This is a genomic window from Leuconostoc mesenteroides subsp. mesenteroides ATCC 8293, from assembly GCF_000014445.1.
Lineage (GTDB): Bacteria > Bacillota > Bacilli > Lactobacillales > Lactobacillaceae > Leuconostoc > Leuconostoc mesenteroides.
The window spans coordinates 1,805,001-1,830,383 of sequence record NC_008531.1 but is presented as its reverse complement, the minus strand read 5'-3'; the positions used below and the strand labels follow the sequence as shown (position 1 = coordinate 1,830,383).

Sequence of the window (25,383 nt, the reverse complement as noted above, 5' to 3'; positions counted from 1 at the left end):
TAATTTTCAAATGAGATGTTTTAGTCCTTTAGTTGTTCGCAATGTGACGGTCTTGAACAGCTAATAACAACATGGCCTATCCATTTTTGGATGGGCTTTTTTGTTTCAAAGAGAGATTTAAATTGGCGGTAATTAATAAGGTCACCAGACAAAATTGTTAATCTCATACTGTCACGAGATTTGAAAACCTCTATACTGGACGTCAAAATAGGCATAGAAGTGGAGGAGAGATGAATAGCGTCCTCAAAATGGATAGCTATATGATACGAGATTCTTTCAAGGTTAGCTTCGATTGGGATTCGAAGTCCTGTTCGCTTGAATAGGCTGATAGTGCTGCACGCTGTAACGCATGAAGATAATTAGTATCGAGAATATGGTCTCGGGCTGAGGACATCGAAAAAGCAGTAACACGGGAATTTACTAAAGTAATGACTAGATATCAAGCTGAAGCAATTGCGAATATGAATCGTTTGAAAAATTTATCAATCATTTAGATTATCTGTCGATGTAAAACAATAAACCAGATAACGTACTAATAACCCATCAACAACTCTATCAACACAATTTTATGGTGAAACTGGAAATGATTATTTGATTAAATGGGAAATTTTATAATCGTTAACGTATAAAAATGCATGCCTAAGAGAACAGTTGATAGTATATAAAAAATCAAGTGGTGGTCAAAAGTAACCGGTAAGGAATTACGAGATGTTTTCTTTAATCAAGATGTCAACACATTGAATCCCCTAAATAAATGCTCTAAATTGATATTTATTATAATTTTAAAAAATAGTTGAAAAATATACCATAATAATGTAATATTAATTTCATCAAATATGTCGGGAGAACAACATGATGATTAAAACAAAAATGAAAAAGAAAGCTGAACAAGCACAATTACTCCTCAACGCCCTCATTCTTGAGTAAAGCGGTTGAGCATTTTCAGTCGCTACAATATGTGCGACTGGATTTGCTTTCCGTGAAAATAACACGACATTATCAAAAAGCCAATCCATTAACGGATTGGCTTTTTGATTTTAACCGTGTGACGATACATTTGCACGAATACGAGGAAAATATATGAACAAGAATATACGTTGGGCAGCAGGAGTGATCATTGTCGCTGCTATATCAGGGGTTTTGTTTACGAAGAATAATGATGGCGATGTTAGCAAAGTGCGAACTCTGCAAGTTATGATGAAAGACGATGTCATGACGATGAATCCAATTATGACTACCGATATTTATTCAAGTCAAGCACAAGATCAAGTTTATGAAGGACTTTATCGATATAAGGGCAATAAAGTTGTCCCTGCTATGGCAGAAAAAATTGTTAAACCTTCACAAAATGGCACCGTTTATACTTTCAAAATACGTGATAACGCTAAATGGTCGAATGGCGACAAAGTTACAGCACAAGATTTTGTGACTGCAATTCGTGCAACTGCCGATCCAAAAACAAAATCACAAGCGTCTGCTGATGCAATTTCAATTATGAAAAATTATGATTCGGTGCATGTGGGTGCGATGACACCGGATAAACTAGGCGTTAAAGCGATTGATTCTCACACAGTCCAAATTACTTTAACGCAAGCAACACCATCATTTGATAAATTGGCAACTGCAATCATTCCGGTTAACACTAAAAATTATGCTAAGTGGGGGAATAAGTATGGTACAGCTTCAGAATACATGGTGACTAATGGCGCATATCAAATGAATGGTTGGACTGGAACAAATTCAAGTTTTATGTTCACTAAAAATTCAAATTATTGGTCAGCTAAACGTGTTCAAATTGAGAAGGTCAAAGTTCGTGTCATCAAAACGCCAATGACTGCTGCCAATGAATTTAAGAATAAGCACTTAGATATTGCACAGTTGTCTGATGAATATATCAAGACTTATAAAAATACAAAGTACTATCATGCTACACCACAAGCTGTTGTTAGAGGGATATACTTTAATGAGACGAGCGATAAAACGAATAATCAGCATTTGCGACAAGCATTTGGATATTTAATCGATCGTGAGGCTATTACGTCTAACGTAATGAATGATGGTTCAATGCCACAATCAAACGCCGTGCCAAAAGGAATTATGACGAATCCTATAACTGGCGCAGATTTTACTAAAGACGCTGGCACACAATTTAAGGTGGACAAGAAAAAAGCACAATCTGAGTGGTCTGCATATTTGCAGAGTATTGGAAAAAATAATGCTACGTTTACAATGACATTTGACGATGATTCAACCAGTAGAAAGGTTGGGGCGTACATTCAATATGCTGCTGAACACACTTTTAAGGGCATTAGCATTAATACAAAGTATGTTCCGCATTCACAAGTTGTCTCAGAAGTGTTAAAACAGGATTTTGATATGGTAAATATTGGTTTAAGTGTTAATGTACCGGATGCAGCATATCCATTGGCAATTGGAAAAACCGGATATGGATTGAATTTTTCAAAGGTCAGTGATAAGACATACGATGGGTATCTAACAATGGCAGCGACACAAGTAAGTGATACTAAAAAACGCTATGAAACATTACAGGTCGCCAATGAATACTTCACCAAAATAAAAGCATATATGGTACCGATATATCAACCGGTGACAGCCAACGTTGTTACCGATAAAATTGGTGGATTTAAAGGTAATAGTTTTCATTCGCCAGCATATCAGGATATGTATTGGAAATAAGATAATAAATAAAGGCAGGATTAGCAAATGACAGAAACTAAATATTATAATTTTAATGGTTTTAATTCAAAAACAGGTAATTTTGATCCACAATGTTATGCCATTGTGGATGATGAAACAGGACGATATACTGAAGTCGGGCATGGTGAAGGTCCTAAATTGGGACAGAGCGTTGATGTGGGTGAAAAATATATGATGCCTGGTATAATTAATACGCACATTCATGTTGACTCTGATGTGAATTATGAATTTGGAAAAACTAAATTTGGTGTGGATAATGAAAACGAACATGTTCGTGCAGTGATTGTGGCAACCCACAATATGAAAACGATGTTACGTCATGGTGTAACAGTTGTACGAAATGTTGGAACAGCACGCATGACAGATATTGAAATTGCACGCATGCAGCGTGAAGGCAGTGTAGAAGGACCAATGATGATTGCTAGTGGGGCAGCTTTTTCCATGACTGGTGGGCACGGTAGTGGTGGAGGAGGCATTGAGGTAGATGGTGTTGATGAAGTGCGCAAGGCAGTACGGCAAGCTATGAAAGAAGGCGCTCAAATCATTAAGTTTATGGTGACTGGCGGGGTGAGCGCTGGAGATTTTGAAAATCCCAATCAAGTTCAATTAAATGAAGACGAGGTACGAGCAGGTGTTATTGAAGCACATAAAAAAGGTATCAAAGTTGCGGCACATGCTCAAGGGGCTGAGGGAATTAAGATTGCAATTCGTGCTGGTGTTGATTCCGTTGAACACGCATTTCACATTGATGATGAAGCAATTGATATGATGAAAGTAAATGGGACCTTTGTAGTTCCAACAATGATTGCGATGAAGCGTATTATTGATCGGCCTGAGGAAGTTCCGGCATGGATGATTGAACGTGCGACAACGCATTGGCAAGCACATCAGAAGAGCGTTGCACGAGCTGCCATGGCAGGAGTTAACATTGCCATGGGAACAGATGCTGGTACACCCTTCAATGGTTTTGCAAATGAGAGCGCTGTGGAAATGGATATGATGGTTGAATTTGGTCATATGACACCACAACAAGTTTTACAATCAGCTACGATTAATGCAGCTAAATTGATGGGAATTAGTGATAATTATGGGATGATAGCAGTTGGGCAATATGCTGACTTCATCGTAATTCAAGAGAACCCAAATGATAATATAAAAGCTATTCAGGAAAAAGATAAGTGGGTATTTCAACATGGGCAACCCGTGGTATTTCATCAAGAAGAGAACATCATTTCATAGATAAATGAAAAACGTAAAAAAGACGCCTTTAAAGGCGTCTTTTTATTTAATTTGATGAATCATCAGAATCTGTTGATTCATCATCTGCTGGTCGGAGAGAATCAGCTATTGTTTGTAGAGAACTTGGTATGTCACCACCATATGCTGAGCCGGTGGAAGCGTGCTTTAAGCCAAGTGCTTTACGAGCTAAGTTAGTAACGCGTTGCTTTTCTTTTTGAGTAACAACTTCATATGAAACGTTGTTCCCTTCAGAATCAGGATAACTCGTGCTGACACCCTGAATATGCTCGGTGACAATATTTTTTGCTGCATTAATGTATTTGCTAGCAATTGTCGTTATATCTCCAAATGACAAATCAGTTTGAACATTTGAACTCATTGTATTCATAAACTTTGTATTTAACAAACTTGAAACATTAGCTGACTTTTTGATCAAACCTTCTAATACCAATCGTTGACGTTTTTGACGCCCATAGTCACCATCTGGATCATCGTAACGCATGCGCGAGAATGCAAGGGCTGCATCACCAGTCATGACGTGCTTGGTTGCCGACCAAGTGACCCCATTATCATCAGAATGTTCATAGCCTGTGCTTCCCTTGTGGAAACGGTATAGGTTTGCACCGTAAGCATGGGCTGTTTCCTGACTATAAGTGAAGTCAATGGGGGACTTAACAGAAATTCCCCCAACTTGAGTAACCATTTTTTCCAAGCCGGACATATTAACTAAGGCATAAAAATCAATAGGAATGTTTAAGTAAGATTCTACAGTTTTAATGGCAGTTGCCGTTGAACCATAGGCGTAGGCTGCATTTATTTTTTGAGGGAAAGTACTTTCGTACCCCGGAATAGAAACCATTGCATCACGAGGGATAGAAATCATTGTTGTTTTTTTTGTCTTGGGGTTAACAAGAAGCAACATCATTGAATCGGTACGTCCTTTGTATGTACGTCCTAATTCACCGGTATCCGTTCCAAATAACAAAATAGACAAGGGCTTTCCACTTTGAACAACGCTTGAGACGTTTCGGGATTTAGTGACGCCACTGCTCTTGTATGTTTTATCAATTGCTGATTTAGTATTATGGATAGCCATCCAAGCAAATGTGCCTGACACGATAAGTAAGAGACCGACAATAAGCAAGATAATATTTCGTAGTCTGTGACTACTTTTTGAATAGCGATCAATTCTGGACTTAACTGCAGTTTGTTTATTTTTTTTCATAACGGTCTCTCGATTGTTTTGGCCAATGAAATATGGCGGTTTGTAAGATAATAAAGACAGCTACCGAATTTTATCGATATACTGCCATTTTTGGGCAACAAAGGCAAAAGGCTTGAAACTAACGATCAATCAAAAAATAGTAACCAGTGTTCTCACCATATTTTGAGATTATTCATCTAGCAATAATTCATCTGCCATGTATAGATATTTAAGGGCACGACTAAAAATATCGGCAAAAAACCAACTGATAGTAATGATATCGGACCAAGTTAAAGTCAAGATTAAATTTTAACCATATCAGCTTTTTTTTATAATTATATCTCATATAATGCTACAATTATTAAGAGCTATAAGCAAATGAGTTTGTAGAAATTTAATATTTGGGAGAATGTGAGTAAGCGGGGTCAATTGAGCATATTGAATATCATTGTCGTCATAAAACTATGTTTTTGTCAGTACAATTTGAATGTGCTTATCCGTATCATCACAATTATAAACAATGTTAATTCCACCGGATAAATTAAGAAAAATTTTAATCATTACCTTTGGCATTATTTTTGTTTTTTTAGGTATTCAAGTTAGATTTCATATGATATTTATGCAAGTTCTGGACGCGACTACAGATTTTGCAGTAAACAATATTTTATCGTTGAAAATACCCCTATACTTAGGGTTAGGTAATCTTTTTTCCCATTATTGGGTCGTCATCCCATTGATAGCGGTTATGGTAGCATTTCTTTATTTAATAAATTACAAAATCGCTGCCTGGTGGTTTGCCATTACACAATTGGTTGCGATGTTGCTGACATGGGTTATTACAATTATTTTGCGCATCCATTGGCAGGATGGTCCTAAAATAGGTGAAACTATTCCTAACTTATTGTTGGTGTGGTGGTTGCAATTGCTCTTACTACTAGTCATTATTATGCCACATTTGGTTAAGTCGAGAAAAATTCAAGTGATGATCAATATTTTAATTGGTTTATTTTGGTTATCAATTATGTTAGCCCGTATTCAATCTCATCATATGGCATTGACTAGTGGCTTGGGAGCAATTACCTTTGGTTATTTTTGGTGGCAGTTTAGTGCACAACAATATTATAAACGGGCGCGACATTGGCAAAAGGTACTTGAAATTGACGGGCGCGTGTAAGTGTGTTATTATTTTCATATTGTCAAAGAGGTTGCAGCCAACATGAGTCACATGAATGAGTCCGCCAGGATGTTGAAATCATGTAAAAGGGAAGGTTGCCGAAAGGGTTAACAGGCAAGATAACCTTTGGGCTAGTGATTAAGAGTTGCTAGACTGTCGCAGAAATGCGGTGCGCTTTGAAAAGTGATTATATAATGACTTTTTAAACCTCTTCCTGTTTGCTAAGGAGAGGTTTTTTTATTTTGAGAAGGAGATTTTATGTCTGAACATAAAGGGCACATACAGCGTAATTTAAAAACGCGCCATGTGTCAATGATTGCATTAGGTGGTTCAATTGGAACGGGCTTATTCGTAGCTTCGGGAGCCACTGTTGCGCAAGCAGGTCCTCTGGGTGCTATTGTCGCTTATTTAGCTATTGGTGTGATGGTTTATTTCTTAATGACTTCGCTGGGTGAAATGGCTACTTATTCACCAACTTCAGGTTCATTTTCCGACTATGCTGGTAAATATGTTGACCCAGCATTGGGATTTGCCATGGGATGGAACTACTGGTTTAATTGGGCTATAACATTAGCTGTCGACATTGTGGCAGTTGGCTTGGTGGCTGAATTTTGGTTTCCAAATACACCAGGGTGGATATTTTCCGCGATTGCTTTATTACTTATCTTCTTAATTAATATTTTTTCAGTTGGAACTTTTGGAGAAGCTGAGTTCTGGTTGTCGATGATTAAGGTAGTAACTATTATTGCCTTCTTGATTGTTGGTCTGGCTACTATTTTTGGTGTAATTCATTCTGACATCAATGTCATGAAAAACTTGTCGGTCGGTAATCACGGATTTGTTGGTGGACCTCAAGCTATCTTATCAGTATTCGTTGTTGCTGGATTTTCTTTTCAAGGAACTGAGTTAATTGGTATTACTGCTGGAGAAGCAGAGGATCCTGATAAGTCAGTTCCCAAGGCGATAAATCAAGTGTTTTGGCGTATCTTATTGTTTTATATTCTGGCAATTTTTGTCATTTCCGCTCTGGTTTACTATAAAGATCCGCGCTTGTTGAGTTCTTCCACACAAAACATTGCGGTCTCACCATTTACAATCGTATTTAAAAACGCAGGAATTGCTTTTGCGGCTAGTTTAATGAATGCAGTTATCTTAACATCAATTGTTTCGTCAGCAAATTCAGGTTCATATGCTTCTACACGTATGTTGTATGCTATGGCGCGTAAAGGGGATGCCCCTAAAATTTTTGCCAAGCTTTCAACTAGAGGGGTTCCAGTTGCAGCCTTAGTATTAACTACTGCGATTGGGTTATTAGCATTTATTGCTAACACCAAAGGGGGATCAGTTGCTTATACTTGGCTGGTCAATGCTTCTGGGTTAACTGGATTCATCGCTTGGGTCGGCATTGCTATCTCTCATTATCGCTTCCGAAGAGCTTATGTGGCGCAAGGAAAGAGTCTGTCTGATTTGAAATACAAGGCTAAGTGGTTCCCATTCGGTCCACTATTTGCGCTAGTGATTTCTATTGGTGTTATTATTGGTCAGGATCCGGACAGTTTTGCCCATCTAAATTGGGAAAAAATATTTGTGACCTACTTATCAGTTCCTTTGTTTGTAATCTTATACTTTTGGTACAAGGTTTCTCACAAAACGAAGCTAATTGCTCTAAAAGATGTTGATCTAAAACAATATAAATAAAGACATATAAAAAAGACACTACATCATTGTAGTGTCTTTTTTATATGAGCAATAACTTAACCGCGAACCACTAGGACGTCAACTTTAGCAGATCTCGTTACGAATTCAGTAACAGAACCAATAACTAAACGTTCTACAGCATTTAATCCAGTTGCACCAATGACAATCAAATCAGCATTGACTTCGTTAGGTACATCTTTAGCGATTAACGACTTGGGTGAACCATATTCGATTAGATAATCGACATTTTTAACACCAGCTTCAATTGCCTGTGCTTTGTATTTTTCTAAGCTTTTACGCGTTTCATCTGAAACTGCTTCAACCATTGTATCGTCAAAACTAGCCACATTTTGAAATGCACGGGTATCGATAACGTTTAAAATTGACAAGATGCCTTCATCACCAGCATCCAAGGTCAGTTCAATCGCGCGCGTTAATGCAGCTTCAGATTCTTTTGATCCATCCATTGGTACTAAAATCCTATGATAATTTGCTGTCATAATAACATCCCTTCTTGCAATATGCAATGCGTTCTTCTATACCTCTAGTATAGCGCTTTCATAATAAAATTAATAGTATGTTCTTTAACCTAATTAAACACTGATTTTAATTTATACAAAAAAAACGCCCACAAATGTGGACGCACGGGCTTAGCCCGGAACACTCAATTGATACCGTTAATCGCTACGCAGATTTTCCTCGAAATTATCGAGGTGGATGGTTCATCAAGATTGTCAGATTACCGAATGAAAGGGCATATCTTCTAAGTCCTGAATTCCCAACCGAAAATAAAAGTTGTAAGGAAAAAGCTGATGATGTAGCAATGCGTATATCTGAGGAATTCATATAGTATTATAACGCGAAAACTCGTTAACTGAAAGACTTGACTTTTTAGTTTAGCCCGTTTTCTTGTCGCAATTTTAGTGTCTGATAGACATCAAATAATTGTTGTTCAATTTTCGAATTACCTTTAGGATGAAAATACTGAGTGTTTGTCATTTTATCTGGTAAATATTGTTGAGCTACCCAATCATTATCATAGTCATGCGGATATGTGTAATCTACACCGTGATTCAACTCCGAAGATCCCTTATAATGTGCATCTTTTAAATGATCAGGTATATCGTAAGATTTGCCATGACGAACATCACTAATAGCCAAGTCAATTGCTTTGTAGGCCGAATTAGATTTAGGTGAGAGAGAAAGTTCAATAATAGCATTGGCGATCGGAATTCTGGCTTCTGGAAATCCTAGTGTTTGCGCGGCTTGAATAGCAGTTACTGCCCGCTGAGCTGCCGGTGGATTTGCCAACCCAATATCTTCGTATGCAATAACGGTAAGTCGGCGTGCTAAAATCGGTAAATCACCGGATTCGATAATGCGGGCAGCGTAGTGTAACGCCGCATCGGTGTCGGATCCGCGAATTGATTTTTGTAGTGCTGAAATCACATCATAATGCGCATCCCCATCTTTATCTGCTGATAATGCTTTGCGTTGCACAGTCTCTTCAATGATTGGCAAACTGATATGAACGACACCCTTTTTATCTGCTTTTGTTGATAAAACCGCTAATTCTAAACCATTTAAAGCACTGCGTAAATCACCATTTGTTGCTCGCGATAACTGTAACATAGCGTTATCATCGAGAACGATATTGTATTGCCCAAGGCCTTTTTCTTTATCAGCAATGGCTCTTTTAACAGCGCTTGTGATATCTGTTTCACTTAGACTGTTAACTTCAAATATTTGCGTTCTAGAACGAATAGCTGGTGTGACATTAATATAAGGGTTTTCTGTGGTCGCACCGATTAATATAATTGCTCCGGACTCCAAATGTGGTAGTAAAAAGTCTTGTTTGATTTTGTTTAAGCGATGAATTTCGTCTAGTAACAAGACGACAGTCCCTGACATTTTTGCTTCTTCGACAACGATTTGTAAATCTTTTTGGCTATCGGTAGCAGCGTTTAGCATGCGAAACGCATATTTTGATGAACCGGCAATGGCACTAGCTATTGATGTTTTACCAGTACCAGGCGGCCCGTACAAAATCATCGAACTCAGCCGATGAGCAGCGACCATGCGCCAGATGATTTTGCCTTCACCAACTAAATGTTGTTGGCCAACAATCTCTTCAATTTTTGTGGGGCGCATACGGTACGCTAGCGGTTCTTGTGTCATAAACGTTTATCCTAAGTAAATGTTATCTACGTTGACAGCAGTATTAGCGGCTAGTACCACTGCAATTGGATCTTCTTGATGTGCGGATTTTGTAGAGTCGGAAAGCAAGGTGAAACTATGTTTGCTCTGCGTTGCTAAACCAACATACGTTGAAAAATAGTCGCCGGCAAGTTGCTGATCAATTAGAACCTTGCCAATGCTATGTGATTTAAGTGATGCGGCAAATTGTGATTGGATGTTTGAATTGCCCAATTGAGATACCTTAATTGCGACAATGACACGTTCTCGGAACGTGCCAAGATAGCGGTTTTGCTCATCAGGGTTAATTTTTGGGCTGCCATTACCAAGCTGTTCTTGTTGTAAGCGTTCATTGACGTCCATGATTTTCTCCATTAATATTTGATACTTCTATTATACGTTATCTTAGTCGTTAATTTGTACCTAAACTCTCAGTCAATGAGGCGCAATGCTAAACCTACATGTTGCTTTGGTTATCTGGTATTAAACGTAATGCCCAAAGAGTTAAGATAATCGCTCCTAATCCCAGAAAAATAATCGCGGTAGCTATACCAAACGAACCAAGAAATGGTGCGCCAATCAGCATTGATGATGCAATGACTTTTCCTAATTGAAAAATTGAACCATTAAAAGCAAGGTAGGCACCACGTTTATTTTCTGGCATTAAATCGGCTAATTTTGATTGACGTGTTGGGACATACATCAATTCACCAAAAGATAATATGAAGCTTGAAAAAATTAATAAGGGTAGCGTGTTGACGTATGCTTGCAGAGCGTAGCCTAACGTAAATAATGTAGTACCCATTACAAATATTTTTTTCGTGTTGCGATTAGTTATCCAACGAGATATTGGTGCAGTAAACAAAACAATAATAGCTGTATTAATGCTTGTCAATAGACTTAACATTTTTACACCATCAAATGATATACCTAACCATTTTGTATGGATAAAACTTTGTACCAAATGAATGGCGATAAAGTTAGTGCGTTGAAACTCAACACTAAGTAATAAGATGCCACCTAATGTGAAGATAACAAAACGAACATCGCATAATACAATCTGGTAACTATGAAATACAGACTGAAACCCAACGTGACATTTTATATTAACCATTTGTTCATGGGTTTCAGTAATTAAATATTTGGTCAAAAGTAACGAACTAATATTTATGATGACTAGAATAGTAGTAAGTAATAAGAAATGCCGTTCAAATAACCAGCCACCAATGATCATCCCAACCATCAATGCCAGGTTATTCGCCCAATAATTGATGGCATACATAAAGGCACGTGTTTTTTCAGTTGAGACGTCGATGAGCATTGCTTCACTAGCTGGGCTAATCAAGCCACTAGCAATATTTCCAAGAAACATCATCACGAAGGTAAGCCAAGGAAAATGATAAACGGGTAGATTAGCACAGACAATACCAATAGAAGCCAATAACTTAATGAACTCCCCAAAAAGAAGTAAACGTCGTCTCCCAAATACATCCGTTAAGTATCCACCATAAATGCCAGCTAGAAAAGAAATGATGATATTTATCATCATTAACACACCGGTGATTTGTGCATTGTAAGCATGAAAAAGGTAAATCGACATAAAAGGAAATATGAGAGAACTTCCGAGGCGACTTAAAAATTCAATTTGGATTCTTTTTCTGATGTTTGGATGTAAATTTTTCCACATATTGTTTATCCTACTTTCAAACGATATGTTAAGATTATAAAATAGACATCTAGATATTAAAATGGACATCTATATAGAAAAATGTCCACTTTAAAAGGTGAGTGAAATTAATGATTGACCAGACATACTTTGATTTACGAATGACATATCAACAAATTGGGCAAAAACTAACTATCAGTATTTCTGAATTAGCTAAGTTTTGGTCGATATCAACAAAGCAGGTTAAACGTCGTTTACGCGCTTATGAAGAGCAAAAACTTTTGCATTATTACCCTGGACAGGGGCGTGGACATCTAACGCAAATCATTTTTCAAAGTAGCTTCAGAGATGAGGTGATTATGGAGATGAAGCAAGCAATTGTTACTGAGGACACAATAACGATTTTCTACTTGCTAAAATTATCAGTACCTGCCAGCTGGCTGGCATCTTTTCGGGGAAATCTCACTAATTTTTTAGGCATACAAACGTATAGTGAAAATAAGCGTGTTTTAAGACAGCTGGCGACACGTCCTATTACTACCTTAGATCCTGTTCAAGTGGCCATTCGACGTGAGTATCAATTAGTTTTGCAGTTGGGAGATACATTAGTTCAATTCGATGAAGGATTGAAAGCTGGATTGGCTCACCATTGGCAGTCAAATAACGATGCCACCGTTTGGACGTTTTATTTGCGCAAAGGGGTACGATTTCATAATGGGAAAACGATGACAGCGGTTGATGTGAAACGCACGTTTGAACGAGTTCGAAATGAAGTGGGGGAATCGTACTGGCAACTTGTTAATTTAGTGGATATCATCTTGCTAGCAGATGATATTGTCCAGTTCAAATTTTCAGCACCTGAACCCTTATTCGTGAGATATGTTGTTGATGCAAAATATGTTATTGTTGATTGTGATGTTGAATTTGATGAAATTCATTGGGTGGGGACAGGTGCATTTCAGGTGACGGAAAGTACTGATACGACGTTCAAACTGGCGGCTTTTGATGATTATTACGGGTTGCGTCCGATGATAGATGAAGTAGTTTATTATTTAGTAGATGACTGGAAAGTTGTGTCAGGTCTCCTTAATCCGGCGGATTACGGCAATCATGATTATGTGAAAAAGAAGCATACATTTCCTGGTGCAGAGTTTATCATTTCCAACTTAAAACGCCCAACAATAATTCAACAACCATTCGTTCGATCAGCTTTATATCATGTTATTGATACACGAGTTTACGATGGCATTGGCGGAATTCCTGCCAGTCATTATGATTCTCGTGATTCAGCAGTACGAAGGGATAAAACATTAGCGCAGGCTCAAAAAAAATTAAATCAAGCGAACTATCAAGGGGAGCCTATCGTTCTAGCTACGTTATCACATTCAAAAGAAGCTGAAGAACTTTCAAAATGGATTCAAAGGCGTGCTAAGAAAATCGGATTGAACATGGAAATAATTTACTATAATTTTGCTACAGATTACTATACTGAATTTTTAGAAAAAAATGCAGACTTAGTCATGTTGGCTGACATTCCCATGAACCTCGATGAATTTGCGTACATTGAATTTGTTAGTAGTCCGACATTGCTTGTACAAAGAATGCTAACGCCGTCGTTATTAGAACAACTTCAGTATTTAATTTTTCTTTTCAAACAAACTGAAAATGAAAAAGACCGACATCTTATTTATTTGAAAATTGATAATTGGCTAATAAAACAAAACATCTTATTTTACACGACTCATGCTGTTCGAGAAATATATGTCCATCAGTTTTTAGTAAATGAAGGGTATCAATATGATTATAAAAATGCTTGGAAAATGCCAGAAATAAATAATTAAACGAATAAAAAAGTTCGCACAAAAAGGCAGCCCAAAATCAGGCTGCCTTTTTGCTCGTTACTAATAAAAATTAAAAAACGTCACCCAAATATGGTGACGTTTCAACCAACTAAGAATTAAAATATTAACCCAAGTGGTTGTAATATTCGACGATCAACGCTTCGTTGATGTCAGCATCTAGCTCTTCACGTTCTGGCAAACGAACGAGTGAACCTTCAAGCTTTTCAGTGTCTAATGATACGAATTGTGGGCGAGCCACAACTGATTCGATAGCAGCTTGAATAGGCAAGATGTTCTTTGACTTTTCGCGAACTGATACAACTTGTCCAGGTTGAACGCTGTATGAAGGAATATCAACGCGCTTACCATCTACTAAGATATGACCATGATTAACAAGTTGACGTGCTTGTTGGCGTGTTGTTGCCAAACCGAGACGATAAACAACTGAATCTAAACGTTGTTCCAATGAGATCATGAAGTTAGTACCATGAGTACCCTTACGAATCTTACCAGCCTTGTTAAACAAAGCTTTGAATTGACGTTCAGTCAAACCGTAAGTAAAACGCAACTTTTGCTTTTCGCGCAATTGCATTCCGTATTCAGAAATTTTAGCACGACGGCCGGCACCGTGATCACCAGGTGCGTAAGCACGGCGTGACAATTCTTTACCAGTACCAGACAATGAAACACCTAAGCGACGTGAGATACGCCACTTTGGACCTGTATAACGTGACATGTATATGTCCTCCAAAATGTATTATGCTGTACATTTGAGGGTAAGTACCAGATGCGTGCAGCGCCTATCTTGACGTTTCTCAGAGCCAGTAGCTATGGCCTTACTAACGATTTGGGGCGTTGTTGACGCGCTTCCTTACTTACTGCTACTCAATTTAACAACTTATTACATAATATCAGAACCATTAAGGAATAGCAAATTGTTAAGAAAATTGTAAACGATTTGAGATTTAGCAAATCTCCTTTAATTGAATCGTATAAGTGCTAAGATGGAAAGTGAAAATTAAAAGGTTGGAAACTATCCATATGTTTAACTTTACAGTCTTAGCAATTATATTACTTTTGGTTGTCATCGCTTATTTAGCAATATTTGTGATGCAAAGAACTACGGTCAAAAAAGTTAGTGACCTCAGAGCAAGAAAAGATCAGCTTGAATCTTTGAAAGTTCGCGAAGAGCTTGTCGAGGGACGAAAATTACCTTTAACAGGTCAGTCTTTAAAGAACTATCAGAAATTTGAGAGTTCTTTTAATGATGTTCAAAATAATAAGTTTTTGAAAATTGATCAACAAGCTAATTTAGTACTTTTTGAGGCTCGAGGCATCAACTTTATTAAAACGCGTAATGAATTAGAACGTTTGCAAGGTATGGTGGATGATACGGAAACTACCATTAAAGATGTGCGGGCTGGTCTGCTTGATTTAAAGAAAACTGATGAAGAGCATCGCGAGGCAATCAACGATCTTAAGAAGAAGTATGAAGGATTGCGTAAGCGTTTGCTTGCTGAAAACTTTAAGTTTGGACCAGCTAACCCTGCTCTAGATAAGTTTTTGAGTCAATTAGAAGCAGACTACGATGAGTTTACAGAGTTAACAGAGAATGGTGACCACGCTACGGCCTCTGATATTTATGAGCAATTAGCGATGGAAACAACTCAAATGGAAAAAATGATGGCTGATATTCCAGATTTGTTTGATCAATTAAACATTAAGTATGTTGATCAATTAAATGAACTAGCCCAAGGGCACACTAAGCTTGTAGAAGCCGGTTATGTTTTTCCAAACGATAGCGTGGAGCAAGAACTTCAAGCAATTGACTCACAACGTCAGCAAGTTTTGAATTTATTAGCAGATTTGAAGCTAAAGGAAGTAACGGAACAAACTGGATATATCGAACAGCGCATTGATGCAATGTACGAAACGATGGAAACGGAAGTAACGGCGCGCAAGCACGTCACTAAAAATGCCGATCGTCTATCTTCTGATTTGTTACGTCTGCGTGAGCAGAATCAGACACTATCGATCGAGCTGGATAGATTAGGTCAAAGCTTCCAATTTAATCATAAAGAGTTGGAAACACGACGTACTTTACTTGAACAAATCAACATGGCAGAGGAGCAAATTAATCATAATGATGATTTGCTTGAGGCCAAAGAAATATCATACAGTGAATTGCAAATTCAGCAAGAAAAATTGCTGAAGCAGTTTGAAGAAATTGAGACACAACAGGTAGACATTTGGGATAAAATTTCTGGCCTAGAAAAAGCTGACCGATCAGCTAGACAGCTGGGTGGGCAATACCAAAAAGAAGTTGAAGCCATTAAGCATGCTGTTGAACGGATGAATTTGCCTGGCTTACCAGTCGCTTATTTAGAATATTTTTACGCTGTATCAAACGAATTAAAGCGTCTCGCTAAGTCATTAAATACAAATTTGATTGATATGGATGAGGTACAACGTCAATTGAACATTGTATCAGCTGACATTGATACATTAAAAGAAAAGACAGAAGAAATTGTTGATCAGGCTGCACTGACGGAACAGCTATTACAATATGCTAATCGTTATCGTGCTTCGAATGAGCGTGTTGCTGCTGCAAGCGAGCAAGCACGGATGTTTTACGAGAGGGATTATAATTTCAAGCAGGCAATGGATATCCTCGGCTCAGCTCTTGACAGTGCTGAACCAGGTGTTTATGAAAGATTAGTTGATTCATACATGCGTCGAAAAACACCATTAGTATAGTAAAAATAAAAGGAGCCACCGCTATTGAGCGGTGGCTCCTTTTATGTTAGGTTATGATAATTTAGAATGCTTAATGCCATAGGAGAAGTACCAGATAACACCAAGTAGTAACCAGAGGCCAAACATTTTGAGTGTCTCGGCAGATAGCTGTGTAATAAAGAACAAACTTATCATACCCGCAATAAACGGTACAATTGGATAGCCAGGTACTTTGAAACCATCGTGAGCTAAATCTTTACGACGACGAAGGATTAAGATACCAAAATTGATAAAGGCGAATGCTGTTAAAGTACCTGCATTAATTAAACTAGCCAATGTGCTGAGGGGGATAAGGCCCGCAAAAATAACCTCAACGGCAACTGCCAAAATTAGTGCATTTACTGGTAAATGCGATCCTGGGGATATTTTACCTAGGCTGCGGGGGAGCAAACCGTCACGCCCGAAGGAATAAGTTAAACGGGATGAAGCATAGATCAAGGCTAATACAGCTGTGAACATACCGATTAACGCACCAATAGTAATGACGATAGAGAACTGTGTTTGATGGACAACTTGCAGAGCAAATGCTGCTGGGTCATCAACACCAAGTTTTTTATAATTGACAATTCCCGTTAACACTATAGAGAAGAGTGTATATAATAGGGCTGAAATAATAACCGTACCAACAATACCCTTGGCCATTGTCTTTTGTGGGTTCTTAACTTCAGCAGCGTGGGCGGCGATGGTATCAAAGCCTAGAAAAGCAAAAATAATGCTGGCGGTTGCGGCCCAAATTCCGTTCAAACCGCCCAATCCACTGTGAAATTCTTTAGGGTAAAATGGTACATAATTGCTTGTTTTAATAAAAAATGATCCGCCAACAATGAACAAGATTAAAATGGCAATTTTGATAACGACTGCGCCATTTTCAACTTTCTTTGAGGTGTTTAATCCTCGTGATAGTATAGCAGCGACGAATAAAATAATTAATACTGCAAATAAATTGACAATTCCGCCCTCCATTGGACCGGCAGATAGATATTTAGGGATGTGAATGCCAAATATAGCTAATAAATTACCAAGGTAGGCTGAAAATCCGGTTGCAATTGCTGATACTGCTAAGAAATATTCAACAATTAATGACCAACCCAATAGCCAACCAATGATTTCTCCGTAAATAGCACCCCCGTATGAGTAAGCTGAGCCAGCAACTGGCATGGCTGCTGAGAACTCAGCAAAAGCCATACCTGATAATCCAGAGAAAATTGCAGCAATTAGAAATGCAATAGCGACTGCTGGACCTGCATGATCAGCGGCTTCGTGGCCGGGTAAAATAAATATTCCTGTACCAATGACTGTGCCTACTCCTAGACTAATCAAGTCGCGCGTTGTTAAAACACGCGACATATGTGAATCTGCACTCAGGTAATTATCAACAGATTCCCGCTTAAAAGCTCGCGCAAGAAGTGACATAATAGTTCTCCCATTTTTAATAGTTTTTGTACACCAGCTATTTTATCAATTTCAAGTATACTTGTCGAACTTTATAAATAGTTTTACGATACAATAATAACTAAGGAATTTGAATGATGAAAAATAACAAAGTTTTTGTAATTACTGGTGCCACAGGTGTCGGTAAGACAACAATTGCCCGCTATTTGCAAGATACATATCGGATGCCACGAGTTTTAACGCATACAACGCGCCCCCCGCGGGAGCGGGAAGAGGACGGCATAGCCTATTATTTTGAAACTGATAATAGTTTTGAAAAGAATCATTATTTGGAACGGGTGCAGTATGCTGGGTATAAGTACGGCTCATCATACGAGGCATTAGAGCGCGCTTGGGGAAAAAATCCATATGCAACAATTGTCTTGGACACTGCGGGGGCTATTACGTATTCTCAGGAACTAGGTGAACAAGCTGTAATCATTTTCGTTACAGTCACGCATCCTGATATGTTAATTGACCGCGTGCAAGTTCGAGGAGATGATCCATTAGTGGTTGAACAACGAATAGCCTCGCCGGAATTTTTACGCGACGTAACTTTGCCAAAAGAACTGAAGAATGTTGCCTACGAACTAGCGAACGATGATTGGGCAAAAACTAAAGTACGTCTCGATCTACTTGTCAATGATATTATGAGCGGCCGTAGTCTACCCAAAAAAGGTAAAATGTGATTTTGTTAATAAGAAACTTGACAAATGATGGAATTAATATTAAAATTAATCTCATAAAAATAAAAAAGGTTTTAACACAATGTCACATTTAATGAACAAAACTACAGCAAATTTTTACTTTAAGTATTTTGGCTAACTATCCAAGTACTTAAGGCATTTTGCGTAGGTATTCGGATTAACCCTCTGAATGCCTAGTGAGTTCATCTACATTTGAGCAAACGCACATTCAGAATTTTTTCTGGATGTGCGTTTTGTGTTAAATTAGGGAGAAAATTATGCCAGAAGTAAAACCCTCGTTATTGAATAATCTCAATCAACATTTGAAACTTGTTGGTCCATCTGCTATTCGAGCATTTGATATTGAGGTGAGTGAGATTCCAGATATTATTAAGCTGACGTTAGGGGAACCGGATTTTAATGTACCCGATCACATCAAACAAGCGGCAATTCGGTCGATTGAAGCAAATGATTCACACTATGCTGCATCAAATGGTACGATCCATTTACGTGAGGCTGCGGCTGGATTTTTGGCAGACCGTTATGATATCGATTACGATCCTACTAACGAAATTATTGTAACTATAGGGGCAACTGAAGCTATTTATGATACGCTCACAACTATATTAAATCCGGGGGATAAAATAATACTCCCTACACCGATTTTTCCATTATATATAGCAGTGGGATTAGTAGATGGTGCTGAACCAGTATTTATCGACACTTCTTCAAATGATTTTGTGTTAAGTCCAGAGATGCTCAAGGCTGCAATTGCCAAGCATGGGGATGATATCAAAGCTGTTGTATTAAACTTTCCATCTAATCCAACTGGGGTTACTTACAATGATGAACAAATAAAAGCGATTGCAGATGTTTTGCGTGGTACTGACATTATTGTTATTTCCGATGAAATTTACTCTGAACTATCATATGAAAATAGTCATGTATCAATGGCTAAATATTTGCCTGAACAAACAATTTTGCTGAATGGTGTTTCAAAATCACATGCAATGACGGGTTATCGCATTGGTATTTTGGCTGGTCCAGCACAATTGGTTCAAAAAATAGCGATGATTCACCAATTTGCAACAACAACTGCCTCTAATCCAGCTATGGCTGCAGCTGCAGAGGCGTTAGGGACAGAGGCAGGGCGGCAAGATACGTTAGTCATGAAGGCTGAGTATCTTCAACGACGTGATTATGTTTATGACACAATGACACAACTTGGTTTTAAAGTTGCTAAACCAGATGGGGCATTCTATATATTTGCTAAAATACCGGCTGGCTATATTCAGGATGATTTTGCTTTTGCTCGTGATTTAGCTCAAAATAATGGTCTAGCTTTGATTCCAGGTTCGTCATTTGGTCCTGGAGGAGAAGGATATGTTCGACTAAGCTATGCGGCATCCATTGAAACATTGCAAAAAGCTATGCACCGTTTGACTGCTTATATGGAAGAAAATGGTAAATGAATAAAATATTGATGACAAGTGTGCGTAGTGACGAAGAGCAGGCTATTCGTCACTACGCTGAAAAGAATAATGTGGAAATAGTGATTTCTCGTGATGATTTCCATCCTGAAACACTACCTGACTTAACAGAAATTGACGGATTAGTCATACAACAAACTGCAAAAATTGGTGGGGATCAACAATTTTATCATCATATTGCTAAACAAATAACTCAAATAGCGACACGGACTGCTGGTTATGACATGATTGAAGTTGATCTGGCTAAAAAAGCTGGTTTGAAAATAACAAATGTACCAGCCTATTCACCAAGATCAGTAGCCGAAATGGCGCTTATGCAGATCCTGAGATTATTGCGTCATACGCCAGAATTTGACAAACGGATTGCTAACAATGATTTTCGCTGGACAGGTCTTCAAGCGAGAGAAATTCACTCTGTTACTATCGGCATTGTCGGTGTAGGACGAATTGGTGGGACATTGGCAAAACTACTAAATAGTATTGGTGTCAATGTCTTAGGTTACGATACAGACCGCGATGCTTCACTTTGTGATGTGATTACCTACGTTACAAAAGATGAGCTATTGGCACAAAGTGACGTAATCAGTTTACATGTCGATTTAAATGAAACTTCAATTCATTTGCTTTCTGAGGCGGATTTCCTAAAAATGAAAAAGGGTGTGTTGTTAATAAATGCTTCGCGTGGCCCAGTTATCAACACAAGTGATTTAATTACTTTTTTAGGGAATGGTCAAGTGGGTGCCGTGGCACTGGATACGGTGGAAAATGAGTCCGGTGTTTTCAATCACGATTTACATGGTCAGGGGGTGCAAGATGCACGCATCCAAAAACTATTATCAATGTCAAACGTAATTATTACGCCACATGTTGGCTTCTTTACTAACATAGCCGTCAAGAACATGGTTGATATTTCGTTAGATGATACTTTAATGATACTAAACGGACAATCTTCACCACACGAAGTTTAAATTAAGCGCTTCGGCGCATACATAGGAAAGAAATATGAAATCAGTTAAACATAGTTCCGCGGCAACAATAAAAAAATTCATTATTGATATATTGAATGGTACGAGCTTGGGTATAGTTTTGACTTTAATTCCTAGTGCATTGGTCAGTCAATTACTGCTATTGTTTTCTGGTAACGAAATTGCTACCCAGATTGCGTTTATGACGACACTGATTCAAAGTACATTGCCATTAGTAGCAGGATTTGCTGTGGGTCAAATTTTAAAATTGACAGTAATTGATTCAGGGGCCATCGCGCTTTCGATGTTTGTTTCTGCTGGTGTTGTGAAAAGCACAGCCAATGGCGCAATCATTTCTGGTAGCGGTGTGATGCTCAATATTTTGCTCGTAGCGTTTTTGGCATCTATATTGGTGAAGTTCACTGAGAAATCTTTTGGACATTTTAAAATATTATTACAGCCATTATTTGTAGCGGTTATTGCCGGCGGTATTGGGCTGATGACTTTACAGCCGATCAGTGTCTTGCAAACATGGATAGGGGATGGCGTCGCTTATGCTACTGAATTAACACCACTAGTAATGGGCGCGGCCTTGGGGGTGATTTTTGCTTTTCTTATTGTTTCCCCGTTATCTTCGGTAGGTATTGCGATGGCTATTAGCCTGGCAGGAGTTGGATCAGGCGCTGCTAATGCAGGAATTACAGTGGCAAGTTTTACATTAGCGTTAATGGGCGCTAGTGTGAATCCCATTGGTGGTACGTTGGCGCATTTTGTTGGCTCGCCAAAAATTCAAATGGCAAATATGTTAGTGAAACCCAAATTATTTATACCAACAAGTATTGGTGCGGCAATAATGGGGGCGGTAGCAACTATGTTGAATATCAAAGGGACGCCATTTTCCGCAGGATTTGGATTTTCTGGATTAGTCGGTCCGTTGACTGCTTGGTCGGAATCAGACAAAAGTCTTGTATCTATATTCAGCATTCTGCTGGTATTTGTCATACTTCCTGTTATTATCGCCACAGTTTTAAAATGGTTATTCATGACTAAGTTAAAAATGATTAAAGCAGAAGATCTCAAGCTAACGTTGCAGTAATTACTTAAGTAAAGGTAAAGGCAAAAGAACGAAAAGGAGGGAAGGGGTAAAAAAGGGGCGGATAAAGCGAATGAGGAGGTAAAGTAAGGGGATAAAAAGGGATAAAAAGCGAACGAAGGAAAGAGATAAAAAACAAGTAAAAAAAGTAGTTGACGAGGGGGAATAAAGTTGGTATATTAGTATATGTTCCGACGGAGCGAAGCGACGCAAAGCGTTGCGAGGCAAGGGGGAGCGAGAGCGTAAGGGCAGTGAGGTCGACGAAAACTTCTTAAAAGAAGTAGTTGACAAAGCGAAACGAGCGTGGTAAGATAATATAGTTGTCTCAGCGACAACGAGTAGCACATTGAAAACTGAACAAAACTTTGAACAAACGAATCTGTAGCTGTTACGTAAAGTAACAAAAACAAATTTGCGAAGTCAATTCGTAACAAACAATAAACGGATTACGTTATAGAGATATAGCGAAATATAGTCAGTTTAATCGAAGAGCAATCTTCAAATTTTCAAATTGAGAGTTTGATCCTGGCTCAGGATGAACGCTGGCGGCGTGCCTAATACATGCAAGTCGAACGCACAGCGAAAGGTGCTTGCACCTTTCAAGTGAGTGGCGAACGGGTGAGTAACACGTGGACAACCTGCCTCAAGGCTGGGGATAACATTTGGAAACAGATGCTAATACCGAATAAAACTTAGTGTCGCATGACACAAAGTTAAAAGGCGCTTCGGCGTCACCTAGAGATGGATCCGCGGTGCATTAGTTAGTTGGTGGGGTAAAGGCCTACCAAGACAATGATGCATAGCCGAGTTGAGAGACTGATCGGCCACATTGGGACTGAGACACGGCCCAAACTCCTACGGGAGGCTGCAGTAGGGAATCTTCCACAATGGGCGAAAGCCTGATGGAGCAACGCCGCGTGTGTGATGAAGGCTTTCGGGTCGTAAAGCACTGTTGTATGGGAAGAACAGCTAGAATAGGAAATGATTTTAGTTTGACGGTACCATACCAGAAAGGGACGGCTAAATACGTGCCAGCAGCCGCGGTAATACGTATGTCCCGAGCGTTATCCGGATTTATTGGGCGTAAAGCGAGCGCAGACGGTTTATTAAGTCTGATGTGAAAGCCCGGAGCTCAACTCCGGAATGGCATTGGAAACTGGTTAACTTGAGTGCAGTAGAGGTAAGTGGAACTCCATGTGTAGCGGTGGAATGCGTAGATATATGGAAGAACACCAGTGGCGAAGGCGGCTTACTGGACTGCAACTGACGTTGAGGCTCGAAAGTGTGGGTAGCAAACAGGATTAGATACCCTGGTAGTCCACACCGTAAACGATGAACACTAGGTGTTAGGAGGTTTCCGCCTCTTAGTGCCGAAGCTAACGCATTAAGTGTTCCGCCTGGGGAGTACGACCGCAAGGTTGAAACTCAAAGGAATTGACGGGGACCCGCACAAGCGGTGGAGCATGTGGTTTAATTCGAAGCAACGCGAAGAACCTTACCAGGTCTTGACATCCTTTGAAGCTTTTAGAGATAGAAGTGTTCTCTTCGGAGACAAAGTGACAGGTGGTGCATGGTCGTCGTCAGCTCGTGTCGTGAGATGTTGGGTTAAGTCCCGCAACGAGCGCAACCCTTATTGTTAGTTGCCAGCATTCAGATGGGCACTCTAGCGAGACTGCCGGTGACAAACCGGAGGAAGGCGGGGACGACGTCAGATCATCATGCCCCTTATGACCTGGGCTACACACGTGCTACAATGGCGTATACAACGAGTTGCCAACCCGCGAGGGTGAGCTAATCTCTTAAAGTACGTCTCAGTTCGGATTGTAGTCTGCAACTCGACTACATGAAGTCGGAATCGCTAGTAATCGCGGATCAGCACGCCGCGGTGAATACGTTCCCGGGTCTTGTACACACCGCCCGTCACACCATGGGAGTTTGTAATGCCCAAAGCCGGTGGCCTAACCTTTTAGGAAGGAGCCGTCTAAGGCAGGACAGATGACTGGGGTGAAGTCGTAACAAGGTAGCCGTAGGAGAACCTGCGGCTGGATCACCTCCTTTCTAAGGATAATCGGAAAGCGACAGGGACTTAAGTGTCAATTTGTTTGTTTCAAAGTTTTGTTTAGTTTTGAGTGTGATACTTTAATAGGTATCATGGTCTCAAAGTGATCCTATGGGGAATTAGCTCAGCTGGGAGAGCACCTGCTTTGCAAGCAGGGGGTCAGCGGTTCGATCCCGCTATTCTCCATAGCTAGTCGAAAGGCTAGCATGTTGTACATTGAAAACTGAATAGTAACAAATTCTTTTAAAAGCAATCGTAAGATTGCACTAAAATGAACCGAGAAACAACACAAAAAGTTCTTTAAAAAGAACGGTTTAATCGCAGGTCTGAAAAATGACCAACTCATAAACTTAAACCACAACTTCGGTTGTATAGGTTAAGTTAATAAGGGCGCGTGGTGAATGCCTTGGCACTAGGAGCCGATGAAGGACGTGACTAACTACGATAAGCTTTGGTGAGCGGTAAGTACGCTATGACCCAAAGATTTCCGAATGGGGAAACCCAACTCGTAAGAGTTGTCTGTATCTGAATACATAGGATATTTGACGGAATACGCTGTGAACTGAAACATCTCATTAGCAGCAGGAGCAGAAAGAAAAATCGATTCCCTAAGTAGCGGCGAGCGAACGGGGAAGAGCCCAAACCAACGTGCTTGCATGTTGGGGTTGTAGGACTGATATATAAGAGTTACAAAAGTGTTTTATAGCAGAACAAGTTGGGAAACTTGGCTATAGAGGGTGATAGCCCCGTAAGCGAAATGAAGCACACTCTTTTCAGGATCCTGAGTACGGCCGGACACGTGAAATCCGGTCGGAATCTGCGGGGACCATCCCGTAAGGCTAAATACTCCCTAGTGACCGATAGTGAACCAGTACCGTGAGGGAAAGGTGAAAAGCACCCCGGAAGGGGAGTGAAATAGTTCCTGAAACCACGACGCCTACAAGAAGTCAGAGCCCGTTAATGGGTGATGGCGTGCCTTTTGTAGAATGAACCGGCGAGTTACGGTATCGTGCGAGGTTAAGGTGGAAAGACCGGAGCCGCAGCGAAAGCGAGTGTGAATAGCGCGAATAGTACGATGCTGTAGACCCGAAACCAAGTGACCTACCCATGGTCAGGATGAAGGTGAG

17 protein-coding genes, 1 tRNA gene, 2 rRNA genes and 1 riboswitch (1 of these 21 cut by a window edge) are annotated in these 25,383 nt (G+C 39.4%); of the genes, 13 read left to right on the top strand and 7 right to left on the bottom strand.

Annotation, left to right across the window (positions count from 1 at the left end; all coding sequences use genetic code 11):
- The first annotated feature begins 1,080 nt into the window (after positions 1–1,080).
- Together LEUM_RS09030 and LEUM_RS09025 are read left to right on the top strand one after the other, a co-directional pair.
- On the top strand, positions 1,081–2,697 hold the full coding sequence (locus LEUM_RS09030; protein ID WP_011680424.1) for a peptide ABC transporter substrate-binding protein: 1,617 nt from the start codon (positions 1,081–1,083) through the stop codon (positions 2,695–2,697).
- A gap of 27 nt (positions 2,698–2,724) precedes the next feature.
- Positions 2,725–3,957 (top strand): metal-dependent hydrolase family protein, encoded by a 1,233-nt coding sequence (locus LEUM_RS09025; protein ID WP_011680423.1) that lies wholly within the window; start codon positions 2,725–2,727, stop codon positions 3,955–3,957.
- Positions 3,958–4,003: 46 nt separating this feature from the next.
- Here LEUM_RS09025 and LEUM_RS09020 read toward each other — a convergent pair whose 3' ends face one another.
- A complete protein-coding gene (locus tag LEUM_RS09020) occupies positions 4,004–5,182 on the bottom strand; it encodes an LCP family protein (RefSeq protein ID WP_011680422.1) in 1,179 nt (392 codons plus the stop codon).
- Between the two features lie 499 nt (positions 5,183–5,681).
- Here LEUM_RS09020 and LEUM_RS09015 point away from each other — a divergent pair, with 499 nt between their 5' ends.
- Positions 5,682–6,335, top strand: a complete 654-nt coding sequence (locus tag LEUM_RS09015) for a hypothetical protein (RefSeq protein WP_011680421.1) — start codon at positions 5,682–5,684, stop codon at positions 6,333–6,335.
- A gap of 17 nt (positions 6,336–6,352) precedes the next feature.
- Positions 6,353–6,520: riboswitch (Lysine riboswitch) on the top strand.
- 73 nt (positions 6,521–6,593) lie between these two features.
- Positions 6,594–8,033 (top strand): amino acid permease, encoded by a 1,440-nt coding sequence (locus LEUM_RS09010; protein ID WP_011680420.1) that lies wholly within the window; start codon positions 6,594–6,596, stop codon positions 8,031–8,033.
- 56 nt (positions 8,034–8,089) lie between these two features.
- Here LEUM_RS09010 and LEUM_RS09005 read toward each other — a convergent pair whose 3' ends face one another.
- The 4 genes from LEUM_RS09005 to LEUM_RS08990 all read right to left on the bottom strand — a co-directional run bounded on the left by LEUM_RS09005 (position 8,090) and on the right by LEUM_RS08990 (position 11,916).
- Entirely contained in the window at positions 8,090–8,533 is a 444-nt protein-coding gene (locus tag LEUM_RS09005) for a universal stress protein (RefSeq protein WP_011680419.1), read from the bottom strand.
- 391 nt (positions 8,534–8,924) lie between these two features.
- Positions 8,925–10,211, bottom strand: a complete 1,287-nt coding sequence (locus tag LEUM_RS09000) for a replication-associated recombination protein A (RefSeq protein WP_011680417.1) — start codon at positions 10,209–10,211, stop codon at positions 8,925–8,927.
- A 6-nt stretch (positions 10,212–10,217) separates the two neighbouring features.
- Positions 10,218–10,592 carry a DUF1694 domain-containing protein gene (locus LEUM_RS08995; protein WP_011680416.1) on the bottom strand — a complete coding sequence of 125 codons (375 nt, stop codon included), beginning with the start codon at positions 10,590–10,592 and terminating at the stop codon, positions 10,218–10,220.
- A gap of 94 nt (positions 10,593–10,686) precedes the next feature.
- Positions 10,687–11,916 (bottom strand): MDR family MFS transporter, encoded by a 1,230-nt coding sequence (locus tag LEUM_RS08990; RefSeq protein ID WP_011680415.1) that lies wholly within the window; start codon positions 11,914–11,916, stop codon positions 10,687–10,689.
- Between the two features lie 110 nt (positions 11,917–12,026).
- Between LEUM_RS08990 and LEUM_RS08985 the strand changes: the two genes are divergently transcribed.
- Positions 12,027–13,736 (top strand): ABC transporter substrate-binding protein, encoded by a 1,710-nt coding sequence (locus LEUM_RS08985; protein ID WP_011680414.1) that lies wholly within the window; start codon positions 12,027–12,029, stop codon positions 13,734–13,736.
- Between the two features lie 124 nt (positions 13,737–13,860).
- Here the strand turns inward: LEUM_RS08985 and rpsD are convergent, their stop codons facing one another.
- Positions 13,861–14,472, bottom strand: a complete 612-nt coding sequence (rpsD, locus tag LEUM_RS08980) for a 30S ribosomal protein S4 (protein ID WP_011680413.1) — start codon at positions 14,470–14,472, stop codon at positions 13,861–13,863.
- Between the two features lie 305 nt (positions 14,473–14,777).
- Here rpsD and ezrA point away from each other — a divergent pair, with 305 nt between their 5' ends.
- On the top strand, positions 14,778–16,493 hold the full coding sequence (gene ezrA / locus LEUM_RS08975; protein WP_011680412.1) for a septation ring formation regulator EzrA: 1,716 nt from the start codon (positions 14,778–14,780) through the stop codon (positions 16,491–16,493).
- Positions 16,494–16,544: 51 nt separating this feature from the next.
- Here ezrA and LEUM_RS08970 read toward each other — a convergent pair whose 3' ends face one another.
- Complete coding sequence (locus LEUM_RS08970) at positions 16,545–17,945, bottom strand: APC family permease (protein WP_011680411.1); 1,401 nt, start codon at positions 17,943–17,945, stop codon at positions 16,545–16,547.
- A 116-nt stretch (positions 17,946–18,061) separates the two neighbouring features.
- On the opposite strand from LEUM_RS08970, the gene LEUM_RS08965 reads away from it, so the two are divergent.
- The 7 genes from LEUM_RS08965 to LEUM_RS08935 form a co-directional block, all read left to right on the top strand.
- Positions 18,062–18,652, top strand: coding sequence for a nucleoside/nucleotide kinase family protein (locus LEUM_RS08965; RefSeq protein ID WP_011680410.1), 591 nt, complete (start codon positions 18,062–18,064; stop codon positions 18,650–18,652).
- Positions 18,653–18,927: 275 nt separating this feature from the next.
- Positions 18,928–20,121: an aminotransferase class I/II-fold pyridoxal phosphate-dependent enzyme gene (locus LEUM_RS08960; protein ID WP_010282209.1), complete on the top strand. Its 1,194-nt coding sequence runs from the start codon at positions 18,928–18,930 to the stop codon at positions 20,119–20,121.
- Complete coding sequence (locus LEUM_RS08955) at positions 20,118–21,107, top strand: D-2-hydroxyacid dehydrogenase (RefSeq protein WP_010282212.1); 990 nt, start codon at positions 20,118–20,120, stop codon at positions 21,105–21,107. Before LEUM_RS08960 ends, LEUM_RS08955 begins: the two co-directional genes overlap by 4 nt.
- 34 nt (positions 21,108–21,141) lie before the next feature.
- Positions 21,142–22,200: a PTS sugar transporter subunit IIC gene (locus LEUM_RS08950; protein WP_011680409.1), complete on the top strand. Its 1,059-nt coding sequence runs from the start codon at positions 21,142–21,144 to the stop codon at positions 22,198–22,200.
- A gap of 504 nt (positions 22,201–22,704) precedes the next feature.
- Positions 22,705–24,255 (top strand): 16S ribosomal RNA (locus tag LEUM_RS08945).
- Positions 24,256–24,369: 114 nt separating this feature from the next.
- A tRNA-Ala gene (locus tag LEUM_RS08940) sits at positions 24,370–24,442 on the top strand.
- Positions 24,443–24,630: 188 nt separating this feature from the next.
- Positions 24,631–25,383 (top strand): 23S ribosomal RNA (locus LEUM_RS08935); it runs 2,163 nt beyond the window's last position.
- Together the 16S and 23S rRNA genes with 1 tRNA gene alongside form the textbook arrangement of a ribosomal RNA operon.

Excerpts from the sequence above, each read along its gene's own strand:
- LEUM_RS09030 (WP_011680424.1), top strand. The coding sequence starts at position 1,081 with ATGAACAAGAATATACGTTGGGCAGCAGGAGTGATCATTGTCGCTGCT.
- LEUM_RS09025 (WP_011680423.1), top strand. The coding sequence starts at position 2,725 with ATGACAGAAACTAAATATTATAATTTTAATGGTTTTAATTCAAAAACA.
- LEUM_RS09020 (WP_011680422.1), bottom strand. The coding sequence starts at position 5,182 with ATGAAAAAAAATAAACAAACTGCAGTTAAGTCCAGAATTGATCGCTAT.
- LEUM_RS09015 (WP_011680421.1), top strand. The coding sequence starts at position 5,682 with ATGTTAATTCCACCGGATAAATTAAGAAAAATTTTAATCATTACCTTT.
- LEUM_RS09010 (WP_011680420.1), top strand. The coding sequence starts at position 6,594 with ATGTCTGAACATAAAGGGCACATACAGCGTAATTTAAAAACGCGCCAT.
- LEUM_RS09005 (WP_011680419.1), bottom strand. The coding sequence starts at position 8,533 with ATGACAGCAAATTATCATAGGATTTTAGTACCAATGGATGGATCAAAA.
- LEUM_RS09000 (WP_011680417.1), bottom strand. The coding sequence starts at position 10,211 with ATGACACAAGAACCGCTAGCGTACCGTATGCGCCCCACAAAAATTGAA.
- LEUM_RS08995 (WP_011680416.1), bottom strand. The coding sequence starts at position 10,592 with ATGGACGTCAATGAACGCTTACAACAAGAACAGCTTGGTAATGGCAGC.
- LEUM_RS08990 (WP_011680415.1), bottom strand. The coding sequence starts at position 11,916 with ATGTGGAAAAATTTACATCCAAACATCAGAAAAAGAATCCAAATTGAA.
- LEUM_RS08985 (WP_011680414.1), top strand. The coding sequence starts at position 12,027 with ATGATTGACCAGACATACTTTGATTTACGAATGACATATCAACAAATT.
- rpsD (WP_011680413.1), bottom strand. The coding sequence starts at position 14,472 with ATGTCACGTTATACAGGTCCAAAGTGGCGTATCTCACGTCGCTTAGGT.
- ezrA (WP_011680412.1), top strand. The coding sequence starts at position 14,778 with ATGTTTAACTTTACAGTCTTAGCAATTATATTACTTTTGGTTGTCATC.
- LEUM_RS08970 (WP_011680411.1), bottom strand. The coding sequence starts at position 17,945 with ATGTCACTTCTTGCGCGAGCTTTTAAGCGGGAATCTGTTGATAATTAC.
- LEUM_RS08965 (WP_011680410.1), top strand. The coding sequence starts at position 18,062 with ATGAAAAATAACAAAGTTTTTGTAATTACTGGTGCCACAGGTGTCGGT.
- LEUM_RS08960 (WP_010282209.1), top strand. The coding sequence starts at position 18,928 with ATGCCAGAAGTAAAACCCTCGTTATTGAATAATCTCAATCAACATTTG.
- LEUM_RS08955 (WP_010282212.1), top strand. The coding sequence starts at position 20,118 with ATGAATAAAATATTGATGACAAGTGTGCGTAGTGACGAAGAGCAGGCT.
- LEUM_RS08950 (WP_011680409.1), top strand. The coding sequence starts at position 21,142 with ATGAAATCAGTTAAACATAGTTCCGCGGCAACAATAAAAAAATTCATT.